This is a genomic window from Halomonas sp. SL18_1 (assembly GCF_055755715.1).
On record NZ_JBVTRK010000001.1, the window covers coordinates 1,350,190 to 1,369,355 of the forward strand.

The window sequence follows — 19,166 nt, forward strand, 5'->3', positions numbered from 1 at the left end:
TGGGCAATCGCCAAGGTGGCAAGGTGTGACCACGGTTCCGACACAGAATGCGCCGACGGATCGGCGCAGAAGGCTCGCTCGCCGCTGGATCATGATCATCGTCGCCGGCACCCTGCCGGTGGGGGTGGCGGTCGGGCTGCTGAAACTGGCCGTGGGCCTGGGGCCCGCCCTGGGCCTGGCGGGCGTGACCCTGGCCGGGTTGGCGGCAGCGGGCTTCGGTCTGGAGCGGCGCGACCTGGGAGAGCAGGCGCATGACCAGGCGTTCGCGCGACAGCTGCTGATCCACTACCCCGGGGCGGTGCTGCTGCTGGACGGCGACGGCGTGGTTCGGCAGACCTGCCCGCAGCTCGAGGAGCAGACCGGGCTTCAGCCCGAATCGCTGTTGGGCCGGCGCCTGGTTAGCCTCGATGTCGACCCGCTCGAGGGTACCCTCAGGCGCGCCCTGGATGCCTGCCTGGCAAGCGGCGAGCCCTGGCAGGGCGTGGTGCGCTGCAACGTCGGCGCCGATGGTCACACCAGCACCTACCAGGACGCCGTGCTGCAGCCGCTGAGCGCCTCCCACGGCGGCCGCGCCCGGGTGCTGGTGCTGCTGCGCGATATCACCCAGGCGTGGCGATCGCGGCTGGCCGACCAGAGCGAGCTGGCCCAGCTGCGCCATCTGCTCGGCCAGGTGCCGGTGGCGGTCTACCAGTCCTGCCGCGACCCCCGTGGCCGGCTCGCCTTCTTTCATATCAGCGAGGGCATTCGTCACCTCTGCGGACTGTCGCCCCAGGCGGTGCTGGACGACCCCGAGCGCCTGCTCGGGCGGGTGCATCCCGATGACCAGGCGACCGTCGAGGCCTCCGTCGCCCGGTCGGCGGTGGGGTTGACCCGCTGGCATCTGGAATTCCGCCTGGTGAACCTCGACGGCAGCGAGCGCTGGGTCGAGGGGCTGGCGATGCCCGAGCGCCAGGCGGGCGGCTATACCCTCTGGCACGGCGTGCTGTTCGATGCCACCCAGCGCAAGGCCAGCGAGGAGCGGCTCGGTCGCCTGGCCTACACTGACCCGCTCACCGGGCTGTTCAACCGCCGCGCCTTCTTCGAACGCGGCGCCGCCGTGCATGCCCAGGCGCGGCGTCAGCGGCGCACGCTGCCGGTGGCGATGCTCGACCTGGACCACTTCAAGCAACTCAACGACCGATTCGGCCACGCCGCTGGGGACCGGGCCCTACAGGCCTTTGCCGAGGCCTGCCGCGACTGCCTGCGCCCCTACGACCTGCTGGGGCGCCTGGGGGAGAGGAGTTCGCGGTGCTGCTGGTGGACACCGAGCTGGATGACGCCTGGCTGATCCTGGACCGACTGCGCGAGGCGGTAGCGGCCCTCGAGCTCGATCTGGCGGGCGCTGCCGTCCGCTTTTCGGTGAGCATCGGCCTGGCCTTCCTGCCGCCCGACGGCAGCCTGGAGGGGACCCTGTCGGCCGCCGATCGGGCGCTCTACCGCGCCAAGCAGGGCGGCCGCGATCGCATCGCCAGGGAGGGGGAGCGACCAGCCGACGCCTCGACCACCCCGCCACGTTGATCGCTCGGGGTGGCCCCTCGGGGTTGAGTCGGGCAGGATGAGTCCCAAGGTATCAAGATGATAGCCAACCCTTACCGGACGAGGAGCGCATCGCCATGCCTGACCTTAACGAAGAGATTCGTCTGCCGGTCGCCTGCCCACAGTGCGGCAGCCATCTGTTTCGCGTCTCCCGGACGCATAACGTCGACGATCCGGTGCGCTGCGCTTCCTGCAAGCACGACTTCTGCCGCTACCATGACGCCTTGACCTTCCTGCGGCTCGGCCCAGGGAGCGAAAGCGAAGCGCTGCTCGAGACCGTCGTCAATCGCCCTGCCCGCTAGGCGCCGAGCCATCACATGCCGTTAATCGGTGAATGGCCGCTGGCCCTGGCGCTGGTGGTGATGGCAGGGCTGAGCCTGTTCGACCGTCACCTGGTGCGGGCCTGCGCGGTCTTCGTGATCTTCGCCCTGGCCGTTGCCCTGGCGTGGTGGCAGCTGGGCTTCGTCTGGCTGGCCGCGCTGGAAGCGCTGCTGGGGGCGGTACTGACCGGCGCCTTCCTGTTCCTGGCGCTGGGCGTCAGGCGAGGGGCGTGGCGCCGCGAGGGCGCCTGGCGCGCTGGCGCGACCCGGTACCGCTGACCTGGCCGCGCGGCCTGGCCCGCCTGCTGCCGGCGCTGACGGCCATGGGCATGCTGGGCCTGGCGCTGGCGGCCCTGCCCGATGTGCGTCAGGGCACCGAACCGCTGCGACTGGCGGGCATCACCCTGCTGGGCCTCGGCCTGTGGGCCTTCGCCCTGCACCGCCACTTGCTGCGGCGCCTGCTGGCCTTCAATGTGATCGGCACCGGGATCTTCCTGCTGCTGATCTCGCTGGTGCGGGACACAGCGCCGGCGGCCGGCAAGGGCCTGGTGATCACCGGGCTGGTGGTGGCGCTGCTGGGCACGGCACTGGGCGCGCTGCTGATCCGCCGCCTCAATGCCCTGGATGGCCGGCGGGTCATGAAGGCCGCCAGCAGCGGCGGCGCCGCCTCATGATCGAGCGCCTGGGCCTCATCCCCCTGAGGACACCACGAGCGGCGTCGTCCCGCTGCTGCTGGTGCTGGGCCTGCCGCTGGTGCTCGGCGTGCTGGGTGGGCTGCTGCGCCCCTCGCGAAGCGGGCCGGTGGCGGGGCTGGCCCTGCTGCCGCTGCTGGTCAGCGCCTGGCTGGCGTGGCTGGTGGGCAACCAGGGCGTTCAGGTTTGGACGTTCGAGGTGGGCAGCCTGACGCTGCACCTGCGTGCCGGCGGCCTCAGCCTGGTGCTGCTGCTGCTGACCCAGCTGCTGACCCTGGCCAGCGCCGCCTATGCCCCGGCCTATCTGCGGGGCGACGGGGTATCCCACGGCATCGGCGCGGCCTGGCTGTGGCCGCTGCTGGGGGCGCTGACCGCCAGCCTGTCGCTGATCTGGTTCGCCGCCGACCTGCTGACGCTCTACGTCGGCCTGGAGCTGATGGGGCTGGCGGCGGTGGGGCTGATGCTGCTGCCAGGGCGGGTCGAGGCCCTGGCCGCGGGCATGCGCTACCTGCTGCTGGCGCTGGTTGGCTCGCTGGCCTTTCTGCTTGGTGTGGCGCTGCTGCTGGCGGCCTGGGGGCGGCTGGACCTGGTGGGGCTGGCCGCCGCGGCCGAGCCAGGGGTGCTGCTGTGGGTGGCCATGGCCTTGCTTAGCGCCGGGCTGCTGCTCAAGGCGGCGGCCTTCCCGCTGCACGCCTGGCTGGCGCCGGTGCATGCCTCGGCCTGGACCCCGGTCAGTGCGCTGCACGCGGCGCTGGTGATCAAGGCCTCCTTCTTCATCGCCCTGAAGCTGTGGCTGGTGCTGGTGCCCGATGCCGCGGTGGCCGCCTGGACCGTGGGCGCCATGGGTGGGGCGGCGGTCATCTGGGGCGGACTGATGGCCTGGCGAGCGGCCAAGCTCAAGGACGTGGTGGCCTGGTCCACGGTGTCGCAGCTGGGCTACCTGCTACTGGGCTTTCCGCTGCTGGTGGGCACGGCGCCGGCGGTGGCCGCCATCGCCTGGGAGGGCACCTGGCTGCAGCTGGCCGCCCACGGCCTGGCCAAGGCGGCCATGTTCCTGGCCGCCGGCAACCTGATGCTGGCCACCGGTGAATCGAAGGTGGCCGCCATGGCCGGGCGAGCCGGCGCTTCCCGCTCTCGCTGTTGAGCTTCGGCATCGCCGCGGTGAGCCTGGTGGGCCTGCCGCCGAGTGCCGGCTTCACCGCCAAGTGGCTGCTGCTGCACGCCTCGCTCGCCGCCGGCCACTGGCCCTGGCTGGTGGTGCTGGCGGTGGGCACGCTGCTCAGCGCCGCCTATGTGTTTCGCGTGTTCCGCTACACCTTCGACGAGCAGGCCCCGCGGCACGACTTCACCCCGGTCCCCCGCAGCATGGACATGATCGCCCTGCTGCTGGCCCTCGTCGCCATGGCGCTGGGCCTGGTGGCCCAGTGGCCGCTGGCCCTGCTGCAGCTGGGAGGTGCGTCATGAACGCCGCCTGGCTGCCCCTTGCCACCCTGGCCACCTCGCTGCTGGTGGCGCCGATGATCTTCGCCTTGCCGGAGCGCGCCTGGCGAGCCCGGGCGGTGCTCAACCTCGCCGCCGCCCTGGCCAAGCTGCTGCTGGTGGGGCTGATGGTGGTGGGGCTCTACCGGGGCCGCGACTATCAGTTCGCCTTCACCGTGGTGGACGGTGTCGACTTTCTGCTCAAGGTCGATGCCTTGGGGATGATGTTCGCCGGCCTGTCGTCGCTGCTGTGGCTGGCCACCACCGTCTACGCCATCGGCTACCTGGAGGACTCCTCCAACCGCAAGCGCTTCTTCGGCTTCTTCAGCCTCTGCGTGGCCAGCACCATCGGCATCTCCCTGGCCGGCAACCTGTTCACTTTCCTGCTGTTCTACGAGATGCTCACGCTCTCCACCTATCCGCTGGTGGTGCACCGTGGCAGCCCCAAGGCGCTGGCCGCCGGCAGCCTATACCTGCGCTACACCCTGACCGCCGGGCTGGTGCTGCTGCTCGGCGTGGTGGGGCTGCACGCCCTGGTGGGCGATGTCACCTTCGGCGAGCGCGAGGCGCTGGCCGCGCTCGACCCGGAGTGCCGGCCGCTGCTGGTCGGGCTCTTCCTGGTGCTACTGCTGGGGCTTGCGGTCAAGGCGGCGCTGGTGCCGCTGCACGGCTGGCTGCCTCGCGCCATGGTGGCGCCGGCTCCGGTCAGCGCGCTGTTGCACGCGGTGGCGGTGGTCAAGGCCGGTGCCTTCGGCATCGTGCGGCTGGTCTACGACGTCTACGGCATCCAGCTGAGCTTCGAACTGGGGCTGCTCGGGGTTCTCACGGCGGTGGCCTGTGTGACCATCCTCTACGGCTCGGTGCGCGCCCTGGCCCAGCAGGAGCTCAAGCCGCGGCTGGCCTTCTCCACGGTCAGCCAGGTCTCCTACATCGTGCTGGGGATCAGCCTGTTCGGCCCCTTCGGCACCATCGCCGGGCTCGTTCACCTGATGCACCAGGGGCTGATGAAAGTCACGCTGTTCTACTGCGCCGGCAACTACGCCGAAGAGCTGGGCATTCATCGTATCGACGAGCTCGATGGAGCGGGGCGGCGCATGCCGCTCACCAGCCTGGCCTTCACCGTGGGCGCGCTGGGGATGATCGGGCTGCCACCGGTGGCCGGTTTCATCAGCAAGTGGTACCTGGGCCTGGGCGCCGTGCAGGCCGGCATGCCCTGGGTGATCGCCGTGCTGGTGGCCAGCAGCCTGCTCAACGCTGCCTATTTCCTGCCTATCCTGCACCGTCTGTGGTTCCGGCCCGGCCCGGATCACGGCCGCGGCGAGTGGCCCGCAGAGCAGCGCCTGGGGCGGCTGGAGACCAGCGGCTGGCTGCTGTGGCCGGCGGTGGTCACGGCGCTGTTCAGCCTGCTGGCGGGGCTGCTGGCCGGCCTGCCGTTCAGCCCCCTGGACCTGGCGACCCTGGTGGCCACCGAGGAGTACCTGCCATGATGGTCGAGCTGCTGATCGCGCTGGCCGTGGCCTGGCCGCTGGTGGTGATGCTGCGCAACCCGCTGCGGCTGATGATGGAGCAGGACGGCCTGTGGCGGCCGGGCCAGCGGCCGCAGCTGCTCGATGGGGTCTGGGTCACGGCGCCGCTGCCGGCGCTGCTCCTGGCGCTGTGGCCGGGGGAAGGCGCGCTACTGCTCGATGGCTGGCTGCTCGGCGGGCTCTGGCAGCTCGACGAGACCCGCCGCCCCTGGCTGGCGTTCAGCGCCCTGCTGTGGCTGCTGGCGGGGGCTATGCCCGCGGCTATCTGGCCGCCGAACAGCAGGTGGCGGAGGCCGGTCACGGAGGCGCCTTCCGCCGCCTGCTGGGCCTGGCGCTGCTGTGGCCGCTGACCCTGGCCGGCAACCTGCTGCTGATCCTCGCCGAAGACATTCCCAGCTTCTATCTCGGCTTCGCGGTGATGACCTTCGCCGCCTACGGCCTGGTGGTGCATGCTGGCAATCGCGACGCCCAGCTGGGCGCGCGGGCCTACCTGATTCTGGCGCTGTTCGGCGAGGCGATGATCCTCGCCGGGCTGCTGTGGGCCGCCGGCAGCGCCGAAGCGCTGACTCTCGGCGGCCTGCGCGAGGGCATCGCCGCCGCCGAGCGAGGGAGCTGGATGGCCACCCTGCTGTGGCTGGGCTTCGGCGTCAAGGCCGGCGTGGTGGGGCTGCACGTCTGGCTGCCGCTGGCCCACCCGGTGGCGCCGACGCCGGCCAGCGCCGTGCTCAGCGGGGTGATGATCAAGGCCGGCCTGCTGGGCTGGCTGGGCACGTTGCCCCTGGGTGACCCCGCGGCCGGGCTCGAGTCCCTGGGGCGAGTGGCGATCGTGCTGGGGCTGGCGGGGGCCTTCGTGGCCGCCCTGTTCGGGGTCACCCAGCGCCACCCCAAGGCGGTGCTGGCCTACTCCAGCGTCAGCCAGATGGGCATGCTCACCGCCGCCCTCGGCGCGGGCCTGGCGGCCCCGGCGCTGTGGCCGGCGCTTTCGGCGGCGCTGGTGCTGTTCGCCGCCCACCATGGCATGACCAAGGGCGCGCTGTTCTTGGGCGTCGGCATCAGCGAGCACCCCCCGCGCCTGCCGGCCTGGCTGCTGTGGGCCCTGCTGGCGCTGCCGGCGCTATCGCTGACCGGGGCGCTGGCCTCGGGGCTTTCCACCAAGTGGACCCTGAAGGCGGCGCTCTACGACGGCGGCTTATCGACGCTGGTGCTGTGGCTGAGCCTGGCGGCGGTGGGCACCACGGCGCTGATGGCGCGGGCGCTGTGGCGCCAGTGGCGCGAGCGGGGCGAGGCCGAGGGCGCTACCTGGGCACCCATGCCGGTGACCTGGCTGGCCAGTGTGGCGCTGGCCGCCACGGTGCCGCTATGGCTGCCGATGGCCGGACCGGGGCCGCACTGGCCGCCCGCCGAGGAGCTGGTGGGCCTGCTGTGGCCGGTGGGGCTGGGCCTGGTGCTGGCGGTAGCGGTCTGGCAGCTGGCCCGGGCGCTGCCCTGGCGGATCAGCCGGCGGCTGCTGCCCGGCGATTTCTGGTGGCTCTATGCCTCCCTGGCCCAGCAGCTGGTCGGCGCCCTGGACGGAGCCGGCCGGGCGCTCGAGGGCTGGGCCTCGCGGCGGCGCGAGCGGCTTGTGGAGGCCGAGCGGCGCCTGCTCAAAGGGCTCGCCGAGCTGAGCCGCTATGAGCGCGGCTTCCGCCGCCTGGCGGTGCCGCTGATGGTGGGGGTGGCGCTGCTGCTGCTGGTGGGGTTTTGGTTGGGGTAGTGGGGGCTACCCCAACCTATGGAGATTACAGTAGCTCTTCGCCGGCCAGTGCCAGCCGCGAGCGCTCCACGCTTCTCAGCGTCACGTGGCCGGCGTGGGGCCAGTCGCGGAACCGCTGCACCACCGCCGCCATGCCGCAGGTGTTGGCGGTGAGATAGGGCGTATCGATCTGCCCACATTGCCCAGGCAGACGATCTTGGTATTGCGCCCGGCGCGGGTCAGCAGCGACTTGAGCTGCTTGGGCGTGAAGTTCTGCGCCTCGTCGATGATCAGGAAGGTGTCGTTGAGGGTGCGCCCGCGCATGAAGCCCGGGGCGCGGATCTGCACCCGCGAGCCGATCAGGGTGCGGGTGGCGTCCTCGCTCCAGCTGGTCGAGCCGTCCTTCTCGTCGCGCAGCAGGTTATCCATGTTGTCGTGGAAGGCCCCCATCCAGGGCGACATCTTCTCCTCCTCGGTGCCGGGCAGATAGCCGATGTCCTCGCTCATGGAGATCGGCGCCCGGGTGAAGACGATGCGCTCGAAGCGCTTGGCATCCAGGGTCTGCTGGAAGGCGGCGGCCAGGGTCATGTAGGTCTTGCCGGTGCCGGCGCTCCCGGCGATGGTCACCAGGTCGATATCGTCGTCCATCAGCAGGTTCAAGGCGAAGTTCTGGCGGCTGTCGTGGGCGTGAACGCCCCAGGCGCCGGCCTTGTGGCGATAGTTGGTGAGCAGCTGCAGCCGAGCCTGGCCGGGGAGAGTTCGCGTACGATGGCCTCGAAGCCGGCACCGTTCTCGCTGTCGGAGACCAGCATGCCCAGGTGCCAGTCGCCGGGCAGCTCGCCGCTGAGCTGGTAGAAGGTGTGGTGGTCGACCCGCTCCACCGCGACCTCCACGTTCAGCGCCTCCCAGGGGCCGCTGCCGTCGCTGTCGGCATCGGGGTAGATGCGCACGCCGTCGGGCATGGCATCGCTGTCGCTGAAGGCGCGGTCGGTGAGGTAGTCCTCCACCGGCACGCGCAGGGCGGCGGCCTTGACCCGCAGGTTGATGTCCTTGGTGACCAGAATCACCGAGGCGTCGGGGCGTTCGTCGCGTAGTCGACAGGTCTCCGCCAGCAGGCAGTTGTCGGGACTCTCCTCCAGATGCTCCAGGGGCTCGAGTTCGGGATAGCAGAGGAACCGCAGCCGGCCGAGCGGCGTGCCGCCGGCGCGGGGGATGGGGATGCCGCGCTGGATCTCGTCGAAGGTCACCTGATTGGTCAGATCAGAGAGGGTACGGCTGACCTGGCGGGCGGTGCGAGCGATCTCGCGCATGCCGTTCTTGTGCTTGTCGAGCTCCTCGAGCACGGTCATGGGAATGACCACCTCGTGTTCCTCGAACTGATACAGGGCAGCGGGGTCGTGAAGCAGGACGTTGGTGTCCAGTACGTAGAGCCGCTTGGCTTTCTTGTCGAGTCGTACCATCGGGGCAGCACTCCTGGGTTGACGGCACCTTCGACACTGGCACTGACACCTTACCGTCACATGACAGCCGGGCTCCCTCGTGGCCAGTGTCACCTGCGTTGCGTGATCTCCTCCGTTTCGCCCTGCTTGGCTTTATGACATCAGCATGAAGCCTCGGCTCCGCGGCTACCGTCGATGGCTTCAACGCTAGCCGCGGGGATGATGCAGCGTGAAAGCGTCCTCCGGCGGCGGCGACTATGGTGATAGGGGCGATTTCTCAGAATAAGGCGACCCGTGATGAGCAACCCGGTGATTTCCGACAACAAGCCGATCAAGCAAACGCTTGAGAAGGGAGAGACCTACTTCTTCTGCACCTGCGGTCGATCCAGCGACCAGCCCTTTTGTGACGGCTCCCATGCGGATACCGGCTTCAAGCCGCAGAAGTACACGGCCGAGGAGGGCGGCGAGGGGTATTTCTGTCGATGCAAGCACTCCAAGGACATGCCTTTCTGTGACGGCACCCACAAGTCGTTCAGCAGCGACCAGGTAGGCAAGGAGGGGCCGGGCGCCAGCGGCGACGACAGGGTGATCGCCAAGGCCACTCAGGAGGAGCCCACGGTGGCGTTCATCCACCAACTGGCCGAGGAGGGGCTCTCCAAGATGGGCGCCCACGGCCCGATCACCGCCATGGGCGTGCCGCGCCACACCCTGCCGCACTGGGACGACCTGCAGCTCATGGTGGCCCAGCTGGCAACGCGGCCGCTGATGGAAGACGCCGAGGTGGCCACCGAGCTGGTCATCGGCCCCGAGGCCAAGAAGCCGCTGACGCTGAAGATCCCGCTGTTCGTCTCGGACATGAGCTTCGGTGCCCTCTCGGAGGAGGCCAAGATCGCCCTGGCCCGCGGCGCCGAGCTGGCCGGCACCGGGATCTGCTCCGGCGAGGGCGGCATGCTGCCCGAGGAGCAGGCCGAGAACTCACGCTACTTCTATGAGCTGGCCAGCGCCAAGTTCGGCTATCGGGAGGAGCTGCTGGAGCGCGTCCAGGCCTTCCACTTCAAGGGCGGGCAGGGCGCCAAGACCGGCACCGGTGGGCATCTCCCCGGCATCAAGAACCGCGGCAAGATTTCCCAGGTCAGGGGGCTGGAGGAGGGCACCGACGCGACCTCTCCTCCCACCTTCGAGGATCTCGTCACGGTGGCCGACTTCCGCGCCTTCGCCGACCGGGTGCGGGAGATCACCGGCGGGGTGCCGGTGGGCTTCAAGCTCAGCGCCAATCATATCGAGCGGGATATCCAGTTCGCCCTGGATGCCGGCGCCGACTACGTCATCCTCGACGGCCGCGGGGGCGCCACCGGGGCGGCCCCGGAGATCTTCCGCGACCATATCAGCGTGCCGACGATCCCCGCCCTGGCCCGCGCCCGTCGCTACCTGGATGCCCAGAAGGCCAGCGGCCGGGTAACGCTGATCATCACCGGCGGGCTGCGAGTGCCCATCGATTTCGTCAAGGCCCTGGCCCTGGGCGCCGACGGCATCGCCCTGGCCAACAGCGCCATCCAGGCGGTGGGCTGCGTGTCGGCGCGGATGTGCCACACCAACAACTGCCCGGCCGGCGTGGCCACCCAGAAGGAGGAGCTGCGGCAGCGCCTCGACGTCGACCGCTCCGCCCAGCGCCTGAAGACCTTCTTCGAAGCCTCCACCCAGCTGATGCAGGTGATGGCCCGGGCCTGCGGCCACGACGCCCTGAGCCAGTTCCACAAGGACGACCTGGCCACCTGGCATCGGGAAATGGCCCTGCTCACCGGGGTCCGCTACGCCGGCCTGGAACCGCCGGCCGGCTAACCTCAGCACCTGCCGGCGCCGCCTGGGCGGCGCCGCCTGGGCGGCGCCGGCCCATCCTCCCTCGCCCCTTGTGCCGGGGAGTGCGTGATCCCGCGGCGGCGGTGTCGCTGTCGGTCTCGGTGTGAATCCTCCATGTAAGAGATCTCTCCATCTGCTGTAAGCCTGGCCAGGGTCCCGGGGCGATCTGGCGTTGCCTCAAGGAAATCGGTAGCTTGAGGGGCGCACTGACCAGGGGACCTCCATATGACTGCTCATATCACGCTCGTCGGCGCCATGCTGGCGCTGGCGATCCTGACCTTCCTCGTCGGCATCCGGCTGCTCTATACCCGGGTCACGGAAATGCGGGAAAAGCGCATCCACCCGCAGTCCGCCGCGACCTCGTTGCAGATGTCCGCGCGGCTGGAGAACGTCCAGGCCGCCGACAACTTTCGTAACCTGTTCGAAGTGCCGGTGCTCTTCTACGGGCTGGCAGCCGTATCCCTCGCCGTGCAGCATACGCCGGATTGGCTGGCCCTCGGCGCCTGGCTCTTCGTCGCCCTCCGCGCGGTGCACAGCCTCATCCACTGCACGTATAACAAGGTGATGCACCGCCTGGCGGCGTTCATGTCGAGCTTCGTGCTGCTGATGGGGCTGTGGGTCGCCTTCTTCTTTTCGGCTCTTCGCACTTTAGCGTGAACATGTTTGGCAGGTTCTCTGGTGGGAGGCCGGCTCTGCCGGGCGAAGGCGCCGCAGGCGCCCCTTTGGCAGTGCTGCGCACTGCTTCATCGAAGCGTCGAACCGGAGCTGAAGTCGAGACGTCGAACCGTCCCTCCCACAGGGTAAGTTCACGCCAGTCTGCGATGAACCTTCTTTTCGCTGCTTGGCGCCTCGGCCTGACGATCTCATCGACGACAACACCGATGCGCCCGGCGTGCCCGCCACGCAACCGATAGCGTGTTAACCTTTGCCCTTCACCTCTGCACCCGCTCTCCCTCGATAGTCACAGCGGGGCCATAGACGGATCACTTTCCGGATGGGGGCGACATGACACTCTTGCGCGGCTTTCTCTGGCTGCTCGGTTTCCAACTGCTCGGCCAGGTGCTCGTCGAAGCGCTGGCGCTCCCGGTCTCCCACGCCATGGCGGGGCTCCTGCTGCTGCTGGCCTGGCTGCTGGTGAGTCGAGGGCTCAGCGAAAGCGTCGCCACGGCGAGCCAGGCGCTGATACCGCTGCTCGCCATGCTGATCATGCCCGGGGTGGTGGGGGTGTTCTTCGTGATCGACGAGTTCGCCGGCCACTGGACGGCGGTGATGGTGGCGCTGCTGGTGGGCACCTTCCTTAGCGTGTTGACCACGCTGTGGCTGATGCGGCGCTTCATGCCCAGCGAAGACACGGAGCGCGACGAAGGGAGTCCCCGGCATGAACGACCTCTACGCCTCGCTGCTGGACACCCCGGCACTCGCCGTTGCCCTGACCCTGGCGGCCTACCTCGCCGGCATGGCGCTGTTCGAGCGCATGGGCCGGCCCAGTTGGTGCCCGGGGGTGCTGATCGGCGCCGTGCTCACGGCGGCAGGCCTGTGGCTGCTGCGCCTCGATTTCGCCGACTACCAGCGCAACGTGGCCGGGCTGACGCTGCTGCTGGGCCCCGCCACCGTGGCGCTGGCGGTGCCGCTCTACCAGCAGCGCCGGCATATCGTCGCCCTGTGGAAGCCGATTCTCTGCTGCCTGCCCCTGGCCGCCATGCTGGCCGCGCTCTACGCCGTCTTGATCGCCTGGCTGCTGGGGGCGCCGCCCATCGTGCTGGCCTCGCTGGCCCCCAAGTCGGTCACCGCCCCTCTGAGCATCGGCATCGTGGAGCAGATCGGCGGCTCGGTCTCGCTGATGCTGGGCGGGCTGCTGATCACCGGGGTGCTGACCACCCTCTTCGTCTCCCTGCTGGCCCGCCTGCTCAACATCACCGACCCGCGCATCCTCGGCTTCGCGCTGGGGGTGAACGGCCACGCCATCGGTATCGTGCGCGCCTTCGAGCTCGGCCCCACCGCCGGCGCCTTCGCTTCGCTCGGCATGAGCCTGACAGGGATATTCACCGCGCTCTTCCTGCCGCTGGCATGGCAGCTGCTGGGGCTGTAGAGCGCCCCAGGGCAAGGGCGAATGCCGCCTTACACGCCAGCGCAGCCTCAGTCTGCCAAGTGATGTAAGAAATAGCTTACATGCTGTAAGTCATCGCCCACGCCGATGCGACCAAGGTCAATCGCCGGGCCCGACCGCATGGATTTACACGGAAGAAGGCGGTAGGTTGGCGCTAAGCGGGCTGAAGCAGTGGCCTAATCCCGACTCTTTTGGATCATCGCAGACTGGCGTGAAATGGCTTTGTGGGAGGGACGGTTCGACGCCTCGACTTTAGCTCGCGAAGCAGTGCGCAGCACTGCCAAAGGGGCCTGCGGCGCCTTCGTCGAAGCGTCGAACCGCTGGCAGGGCCGGACTCCCATAGTGCAGCCAGAAGCACGGATTCACGCCAAAGTGTGAAGAGCCAATCTTTTTCGTGAGAAAAATCTCTGGCTGCCTCGATGACTGAATCGGACTCCTGCGTAATCCGATGATGGCATCCAGGCGGCCTGTAACCGCCAGGAGGGGGCTGGTGACCCGCATCCCCTGGCGGTAGCGTGCCTGAACGCCTCGATTTTCCTTATCCCAGAGGGCTGCGCACGCCGGCAAAGCCCTTGCCAGCCCTCACCGTAATCACCTGACGCTCGAAGTCGATATCCCGGACACGTAGGCGGCATGTTTCGATGAGCCGCAGCCCTGAGCCGTACATCAATGTCCCCATCAGATACATGGAGCCGGAAAGGTGGCCCAGTACGCGCATCACTTCCTCATGGGATAGCACTACCGGCAATCGGCGTGGGCGCTTGGCGCGTGAGAATTCACCGATCTCTCCCAAGGGCTGCTCGAGAACATGGCGATAGAGAAAGACGATAGCATTCAGCGCCTGGTTCTGCGTGGCGGCTGCCACCTGGCGCTCCACCGCAAGGTGTTCCAGGAAGGCACGCACCTCGGAGCCACCCATGCTGGAAGGGTGGCGCACGCCATGGAAGCGAATGAAGTAGCGTATCCAGTAGCAGTAGGTTTTCTCGGTACGTGGGCTGTAGCGCTTCACCCGCATGGTGGCCTTCACACGGTCCATCAGCTTTGGCGGCCTGGTGCGCGTATCCATACAGCGGCTCCCTCTTGATATGGATATACATACAGTATTATTGGTTCCGGCAAAACGCGCAAGCGCGCGAATTCTGCATGGGTGGCCGAGCTATACTTAATCTGGTGCAAAATCAATGCGTTGGGAGAGAAGGGGCGCGTCAGATAAAATCGTTGAACGCGCAGGATGTTCATTCAATATCAGGACGCGCCGTCCAATCACTGTTAAATTTATGGAACTTTCAGGTGTCATGAGCAACTGGACTCCACATGGTAAACGCTTGATCGCATTATCCATGTGCGAGAAGGGAAAATCTTTCATGGGTGCCGCCTTGCTACTTCGAAAGCAAGGCGGTTATGAATACGTAGTTCTGCACCTTTTATGCCAGGGAATTGAAGTCTTGGGGAAGGGTTACCTCTTGCTCCAGAACTACGATAAGTACGAACCTCAGCTAAGAAGCATCGGACACAATTTGGACAAATTGCTGAGAGAGGTTGAGCAGGTATCTGGCATCAATTTGCGAGCCAGAGGGGTGCAAGCGGAAGTCACAGAACTTAACCAGCTCTATTCTCAACATTTACTGAGGTATGGGTCAGGAATGGACGTTTTTATCGATCCAAAGACTATCTCCTCAAACCGGGTTCTTCGGCGTCTTGCTGCAGTTCTTCGGTATGCAGATCGCAAAGGTGCATTGAGGTAAAAATTTAACAATTCGCGGCACACGGATGTCCTTTTTTCCGCTTCGCTTCAAAAAGGCCACCGGTGCGCTCCGCGTTAGCCAATCAGAATTAAATTGAGGGTGAAATGAGAACCAGAGAAATCTTTACACCTGGACGATTCCCAACATGGACCTACGTGGATGATCACCTAAAAGATAAGGAAGATCAGCTGAAGGATACAATTGAAGATGGCTCAATGCTGGTGTCAATATCTGGACCCTCAAAGTCCGGTAAAACTGTCTTCGTCGAGAATGTTTTGGGAAGAGATAATTTAATCCAGGTAACCGGGGCTGGAGTGAAAACACCCTCCGATCTTTGGCTGCGAGTTTTCGACATAATAGGAACTCCGATTGAAAAGAGCTCCAGTACTAGCGCTACGAAATCGGGAACGATCGGAGGCAAGGTTGGAGGGGAGGGTGGAATTCTCGTTGCGAAAGCGAAGGGGGAGACATCTGCATCGGCGAGTTATGGTCGTAGCCAAGCTGAGTCAGAAACGGCAGCGATTGATTTCTTGCAGCTGCTAATTACCTGAATCCGTGAGGCTGCCCCCTGAAGCGCTTCTAACCCACTGACCTGCATGGCAATATACCTGATATCGCCATTCACCCAGACAGTGCCATGCCCAACGTCAAATTCCGCGCCAGTCGCCGCACCCTTACCAGCCACGCCGGGCTATCCATCATCGGGCAGTGCTTCGAGATCGCCGGCGTCGACAGCATCGACAGCCGCTTCCCCACCACGCTGGGCATGCGCACCAGCGACGTGGTCAAGAGCTACCTGGGCCTGCTGTGCCTGGGCATGAGCGACTATGATGCCATCGAAAACTTCCGTCGCGACAAGCCCTTCCAGCAACTGCTGACCCTGCAGAAGGTGCCGAGCACGGCGACGCTGCGACAGCGGCTGGAGAAGCTTGCCGCCAACGACCTGCAGGCACGCACCGCCACCTGGTCCACCACCCTGCTGTCGCTGGTGGAGGCACCGATCACCGCCGAGACGACACATGTCTGCCTCGACATCGACACCTTCGTCATGGACAACAGCAACTCGAAGAAGGAAGGCGTCTCGCGGACCTACAAGAAGGTCGACGGCTACACCCCAATCGCCGCCTACCTGGGCAACGAAGGGTGGTGTCTGGGCCTGGAACTGCGTCCCGGCAAGCAGCACACCATGAAGGAGAGCAACGCCTTCCTGGAGCGGGTGCTGCCCCGCGCCCAAGGCCTGACCGAGCGACCTATCTTGCTGCGTGAGGACAGCGGCTTCGACAGCCAAGCGCATCTGGCCCTTCTCGAACGGCAGCGGCTGGCCTTTGCCGAGGAAGGCCGCCAGCTGGACTACCTCGTCAAATGGAACCCGCGGGACTCGGCCACGGCCGATCAGGACACCTGGCTGGCCGTGGCGGCGGACTATTGGGAAGAATTGCGCCCCGGAAAGCGCCAGGCACTATGGACGCAGACCGTCTCGATCCGCGATGGTCGGTCTGAGTACGAGCTCAAGCGCGTGATGCGTCTGGTGGAGCGCACCGCCGATCACGATGGCCAGTTACTGCTCGAACCGGACTATGAGCTGGAAGGCTGGTGGACCAGCCTGGACGAGGCGCCGGAGGCGGTGATCAAACGCTACCAGGCGCATGCCACTCATGAGCAGTTTCACAGCGAGATCAAGACCGATCTCGACCTGGAGCGGCTGCCGTCGGGAAAGTTCGCCACCAATGATCTGATTCTGCACCTCGCCCAGCTGGCCTACAACATCCTGCGGCTGATGGGCCAGATGGGCATGACCGGCGAGCTGAGCCCGGTGCGCCATCCCGCCAAGCGGCGCCGGATCCGCACCGTGCTCCAAGAGTTGGTACATCGCGCGGCTCTCGTGATCCACAAGGCACGGCAGGTCATCCTCGACTTCGGGCAGGACATCGGGCGCATGACGGTGTTGAACACCCTGCGATGCCGCCTTCGCTATCCCCGAGGCACACCATGCTGATCGTCTGTCGGACAACGACATCACGCAGAGGGCTGACGGTCACCGGCAGCCAGCATCACCGTGCCCGGCGGGTAGAAATGCATGTCAAAACGGGCTGCCGTCGCCGGTCGACGCCGCCCTGGTCGGCCATGGCAGGTATGCGTTCGGCGGCTGAGACGGAATCGGAGGTCAAAAAATGCGCACTGGCGGTGATAGGGGAAGTGTCGGCGCCGACTTCACTGATTCAGGAATTAGAGAGCTAGCGGACACAGATTTCGTAGTCTTCATTGACGACTTTCATTATATCGAGCAGTCAATCCAATCTGACTTAGCTGAACAAATAAAAGAAGCGATCAGGCAGGGGGTGAAGTTTATCTGTGCCTCTGTCCCCTACCATTCTGACGACGTAATACGCAGCAATCCTGACCTCCGGGGGCGTTTCTTCTCAATAGATTTCGACTATTGGAATAGCGATTTCCTTAAAAAAATTGCTTACAAGGGGTTTGATAAAGCCAATATCGTATATAGGAATGGACTTGTAGATCGTCTTGCGGAAGAAGCAGCGGGCTCCCCTCAGTTAATGCAATATCTGTGCTTAAATGCCTGTTTGGAAAAGGGGATAAGGGACGTCCCTGATAGCCCAATTGATTTGGTATACGAAAAAGAATTTTTCGACGAAATATGCCGAAGAACTGTAGCTTCGACTGACTACAGTTCAATCGCTGAAAAAATGCTAGATGGACCTAAAACCCGAGGTTCGGATAGAAAGATTTACATATCAAAGTTTGGATGGCAAGGGGATGTCTATCGGCTTCTCCTTAAAGCGCTATCAATCGACCCTCCTCGTCTAAACTTTAGGTATCAGCCACTGGTAGACAGGATTAGTTCTTTATGCAATGGCGCCTCTCCGAGTGGTTCCAGTATCACAAACGCTTGTTATCACACAGCTAATATCGCAAATGATTCCGCAAACGATAATGTGGTCGAGTGGGATGGGGAAAACGACGTTTTTGATATTCGAGATCCCTATCTTCTGTTCTACCTACGGTGGTCCGAAATTGCGGATGGCTAACCAAGGGCTGCAGCCGACCGGTCTTTCGCAGCCGCTCCAAACCGGCGGCTGAGCCCAACGTTATGTGCGTTTGACACCCGAGGCGTTACAGGTTACACTTAGGGCATGATTCGAAGCTTCAAGCACAAGGGCTTGGCCAAATTTTTCAAGTCCGGCAGCACCGCAGGGATCCAGGCCGCTCATGCGAAGAGGCTTCGACTGATTCTCGGTAGGCTAAATGCAGCATCTGACGTCAAAGATATGGACTTGCCAGGCCTTCGGCTGCACGAGCTCTCGGGGAATCGCGCCGGAATTTGGTCAGTAACGGTCAGTGGTAACTGGCGCGTGACCTTCCGGTTCGAGGACGGAGACGCCGAGATAGTGAGCTACGAAGATTACCACTGAGGTATTGCCGATGTTGATGCACAATCCCCCCACCCTGGTGAAGTGTTGCGTGAGCTTTGTCTGGAGCCCATGGGCCTCTCTGTAACGGCCGCTGCAGAAGCATTGGGAGTGAGTCGAAAAACCCTGAGTGCCGTGTTGAACGGCAAGGCTGGCATTAGTCCAGAGATGGCCATTCGGCTTTCTATTGCGTTTGACACTTCGGCAGAGAGCTGGCTGAACCAGCAATCCCAGTATGAGCTCTGGCATGCTGAACAGCACCGTAAAGAGCTTAAGGTCAAGAAGCTTGTCGCCGCCTGAAGAAGCACATAACCAAGCCATGCACCGGATGTCAAAACCTTCGCTTCGCTCCGGTTTTGTCACCGGTGATGGCAGGCGTTATGTACTAAAAAGTCTCAAATCTGGTGAATGATGGCGAGTTTTAGATTTTTTAAGCCGGACAACTTTGTCAGGGGGCTGACCTATTCGGTATCCGTGGTCGCCGTGGTTTATTTCATCTGCATGTTCGTGGCCCCTTGGATACAGGGTGGAGGCGATTGGACTTACGTACAGAATGTTTGGGACCGTTGGCAAAGCTTAAATGTTGAGCTATTGGCATTTATCGCCAGCATAACGGCGTTGAATATTTCTCGCTTTAATTCAGAAAGACAGAGAGAGCGTGACTTCCTCGCATCAAAAGCATTTCTCCCTTCAGCTTTGAGCGAGTTAGTAGGCTATTTTAAAGAAAGCGCATCCGTTTATAAGCAAGGTTGGGACGCAGCACCTGGTGCGCAGCCTAGGTTCAAAATTCCGGAACTTCCTAAAGAATATAAACCAGTTTTCCAAGAATGTATTCGTCATGCCCCACCTGATGTTGGTGATTACCTCTCTCAAATACTTATGCGGCTTCAAGTTCACGATGCCCGACTCCGAAGTTACGTCTCTCAGGACGAAGACGACGCGCATTTTACGCCTCAGAGGCATAATTTGATTTCTTATTTCTATCGCCTTGGCGAGCTCTTGGCTATGGTTAATAAATTGTTTGGTTTCGCGAGAAATATCGAAGAATTCGATACTTTCCCTATAAATTGGGAGGATTTTCATACTGCGTATGCCAATCTAAATATTTGGGAGGAGCAAATAAGAATTTCAGACGAGTTAGACTTGGAGCAGTTCACAAAGCGGGCTATCGCACGAAATTCTGATCAAAATACATAACAATCGGCTGCACAGCGACCGATTTTCCGCCGCTTCGCGGCTACAAACCGGCGCGTGAGCCGGGCGTTA

General features: G+C 64.4%; 19 protein-coding genes and 3 pseudogenes. 19 read left to right on the forward strand and 3 right to left on the reverse strand.

The window, feature by feature from the left end; translation table 11 throughout:
* The first annotated feature begins 91 nt into the window (after positions 1 to 91).
* The 9 genes and pseudogenes from ACSJDS_RS06840 (at position 92) to ACSJDS_RS06880 (ending at position 7,345) form a co-directional block, all read left to right on the forward strand.
* Positions 92 to 1,557: pseudogene (locus tag ACSJDS_RS06840) on the forward strand (sensor domain-containing diguanylate cyclase).
* A 95-nt stretch (positions 1,558 to 1,652) separates the two neighbouring features.
* On the forward strand, positions 1,653 to 1,877 hold the full coding sequence (locus tag ACSJDS_RS06845) for a hypothetical protein (RefSeq protein WP_473032609.1): 225 nt from the start codon (positions 1,653 to 1,655) through the stop codon (positions 1,875 to 1,877).
* Positions 1,878 to 1,892: 15 nt separating this feature from the next.
* Entirely contained in the window at positions 1,893 to 2,174 is a 282-nt protein-coding gene (locus ACSJDS_RS06850) for a hypothetical protein (protein WP_473032610.1), read from the forward strand.
* On the forward strand, positions 2,126 to 2,569 hold the full coding sequence (locus ACSJDS_RS06855) for an NADH-quinone oxidoreductase subunit K (protein ID WP_473032611.1): 444 nt from the start codon (positions 2,126 to 2,128) through the stop codon (positions 2,567 to 2,569). The genes ACSJDS_RS06850 and ACSJDS_RS06855 overlap by 49 nt, the downstream gene beginning before the upstream one ends.
* A 61-nt stretch (positions 2,570 to 2,630) precedes the next feature.
* Positions 2,631 to 3,731, forward strand: coding sequence for a proton-conducting transporter transmembrane domain-containing protein (locus ACSJDS_RS06860; RefSeq protein WP_473032612.1), 1,101 nt, complete (start codon positions 2,631 to 2,633; stop codon positions 3,729 to 3,731).
* Positions 3,728 to 4,051 (forward strand): proton-conducting transporter transmembrane domain-containing protein, encoded by a 324-nt coding sequence (locus ACSJDS_RS06865; RefSeq protein WP_473032613.1) that lies wholly within the window; start codon positions 3,728 to 3,730, stop codon positions 4,049 to 4,051. Before ACSJDS_RS06860 ends, ACSJDS_RS06865 begins: the two co-directional genes overlap by 4 nt.
* Complete coding sequence (locus tag ACSJDS_RS06870) at positions 4,048 to 5,553, forward strand: complex I subunit 5 family protein (RefSeq protein WP_473032614.1); 1,506 nt, start codon at positions 4,048 to 4,050, stop codon at positions 5,551 to 5,553. Before ACSJDS_RS06865 ends, ACSJDS_RS06870 begins: the two co-directional genes overlap by 4 nt.
* Complete coding sequence (locus tag ACSJDS_RS06875) at positions 5,550 to 5,942, forward strand: hypothetical protein (RefSeq protein ID WP_473032615.1); 393 nt, start codon at positions 5,550 to 5,552, stop codon at positions 5,940 to 5,942. The genes ACSJDS_RS06870 and ACSJDS_RS06875 overlap by 4 nt, the downstream gene beginning before the upstream one ends.
* The gene (locus ACSJDS_RS06880) at positions 5,825 to 7,345 is read left to right on the forward strand and encodes a proton-conducting transporter transmembrane domain-containing protein (RefSeq protein ID WP_473032616.1); all 1,521 of its coding nucleotides are present in this window, start codon (positions 5,825 to 5,827) and stop codon (positions 7,343 to 7,345) included. Before ACSJDS_RS06875 ends, ACSJDS_RS06880 begins: the two co-directional genes overlap by 118 nt.
* A 25-nt stretch (positions 7,346 to 7,370) precedes the next feature.
* Here ACSJDS_RS06880 and ACSJDS_RS06885 read toward each other — a convergent pair.
* A pseudogene (locus ACSJDS_RS06885) lies at positions 7,371 to 8,784 on the reverse strand (PhoH family protein).
* Between the two features lie 276 nt (positions 8,785 to 9,060).
* Between ACSJDS_RS06885 and ACSJDS_RS06890 the strand changes: the two are divergent.
* The 4 genes and pseudogenes from ACSJDS_RS06890 (at position 9,061) to ACSJDS_RS06905 (ending at position 12,709) form a co-directional block, all read left to right on the forward strand.
* Positions 9,061 to 10,602 (forward strand): glutamate synthase-related protein, encoded by a 1,542-nt coding sequence (locus ACSJDS_RS06890; RefSeq protein ID WP_473032617.1) that lies wholly within the window; start codon positions 9,061 to 9,063, stop codon positions 10,600 to 10,602.
* A gap of 243 nt (positions 10,603 to 10,845) precedes the next feature.
* On the forward strand, positions 10,846 to 11,277 hold the full coding sequence (locus ACSJDS_RS06895; protein WP_473032618.1) for an MAPEG family protein: 432 nt from the start codon (positions 10,846 to 10,848) through the stop codon (positions 11,275 to 11,277).
* 441 nt (positions 11,278 to 11,718) lie between these two features.
* Positions 11,719 to 11,886: pseudogene (locus tag ACSJDS_RS06900) on the forward strand (CidA/LrgA family protein); the annotation flags it as partial.
* 112 nt (positions 11,887 to 11,998) lie between these two features.
* Positions 11,999 to 12,709, forward strand: a complete 711-nt coding sequence (locus ACSJDS_RS06905) for an LrgB family protein (RefSeq protein ID WP_473032619.1) — start codon at positions 11,999 to 12,001, stop codon at positions 12,707 to 12,709.
* Positions 12,710 to 13,265: 556 nt separating this feature from the next.
* Here the strand turns inward: ACSJDS_RS06905 and ACSJDS_RS06910 are convergent.
* Both ACSJDS_RS06910 and ACSJDS_RS06915 read right to left on the reverse strand, forming a co-directional pair.
* A complete protein-coding gene (locus tag ACSJDS_RS06910; RefSeq protein WP_473032620.1) occupies positions 13,266 to 13,793 on the reverse strand; it encodes a phage integrase N-terminal SAM-like domain-containing protein in 528 nt (175 codons plus the stop codon).
* Between the two features lie 96 nt (positions 13,794 to 13,889).
* On the reverse strand, positions 13,890 to 14,093 hold the full coding sequence (locus ACSJDS_RS06915) for a hypothetical protein (protein WP_473032621.1): 204 nt from the start codon (positions 14,091 to 14,093) through the stop codon (positions 13,890 to 13,892).
* A gap of 534 nt (positions 14,094 to 14,627) precedes the next feature.
* On the opposite strand from ACSJDS_RS06915, the gene ACSJDS_RS06920 reads away from it, so the two are divergent.
* The 6 genes from ACSJDS_RS06920 to ACSJDS_RS06945 all read left to right on the forward strand — a co-directional run bounded on the left by ACSJDS_RS06920 (position 14,628) and on the right by ACSJDS_RS06945 (position 19,097).
* On the forward strand, positions 14,628 to 15,023 hold the full coding sequence (locus ACSJDS_RS06920) for a hypothetical protein (RefSeq protein WP_473032623.1): 396 nt from the start codon (positions 14,628 to 14,630) through the stop codon (positions 15,021 to 15,023).
* An 86-nt stretch (positions 15,024 to 15,109) separates the two neighbouring features.
* Positions 15,110 to 16,468 carry an IS1380 family transposase gene (locus ACSJDS_RS06925; RefSeq protein WP_473032624.1) on the forward strand — a complete coding sequence of 453 codons (1,359 nt, stop codon included), beginning with the start codon at positions 15,110 to 15,112 and terminating at the stop codon, positions 16,466 to 16,468.
* Between the two features lie 175 nt (positions 16,469 to 16,643).
* Entirely contained in the window at positions 16,644 to 17,519 is an 876-nt protein-coding gene (locus tag ACSJDS_RS06930) for a P-loop NTPase family protein (protein WP_473032625.1), read from the forward strand.
* A gap of 105 nt (positions 17,520 to 17,624) precedes the next feature.
* Positions 17,625 to 17,903, forward strand: a complete 279-nt coding sequence (locus ACSJDS_RS06935) for a type II toxin-antitoxin system RelE/ParE family toxin (protein ID WP_473032626.1) — start codon at positions 17,625 to 17,627, stop codon at positions 17,901 to 17,903.
* Positions 17,904 to 17,972: 69 nt separating this feature from the next.
* Positions 17,973 to 18,200, forward strand: coding sequence for a HigA family addiction module antitoxin (locus ACSJDS_RS06940; RefSeq protein WP_473032627.1), 228 nt, complete (start codon positions 17,973 to 17,975; stop codon positions 18,198 to 18,200).
* 183 nt (positions 18,201 to 18,383) lie between these two features.
* Positions 18,384 to 19,097 (forward strand): hypothetical protein, encoded by a 714-nt coding sequence (locus ACSJDS_RS06945; protein ID WP_473032628.1) that lies wholly within the window; start codon positions 18,384 to 18,386, stop codon positions 19,095 to 19,097.
* Positions 19,098 to 19,166: the final 69 nt, after the last annotated feature.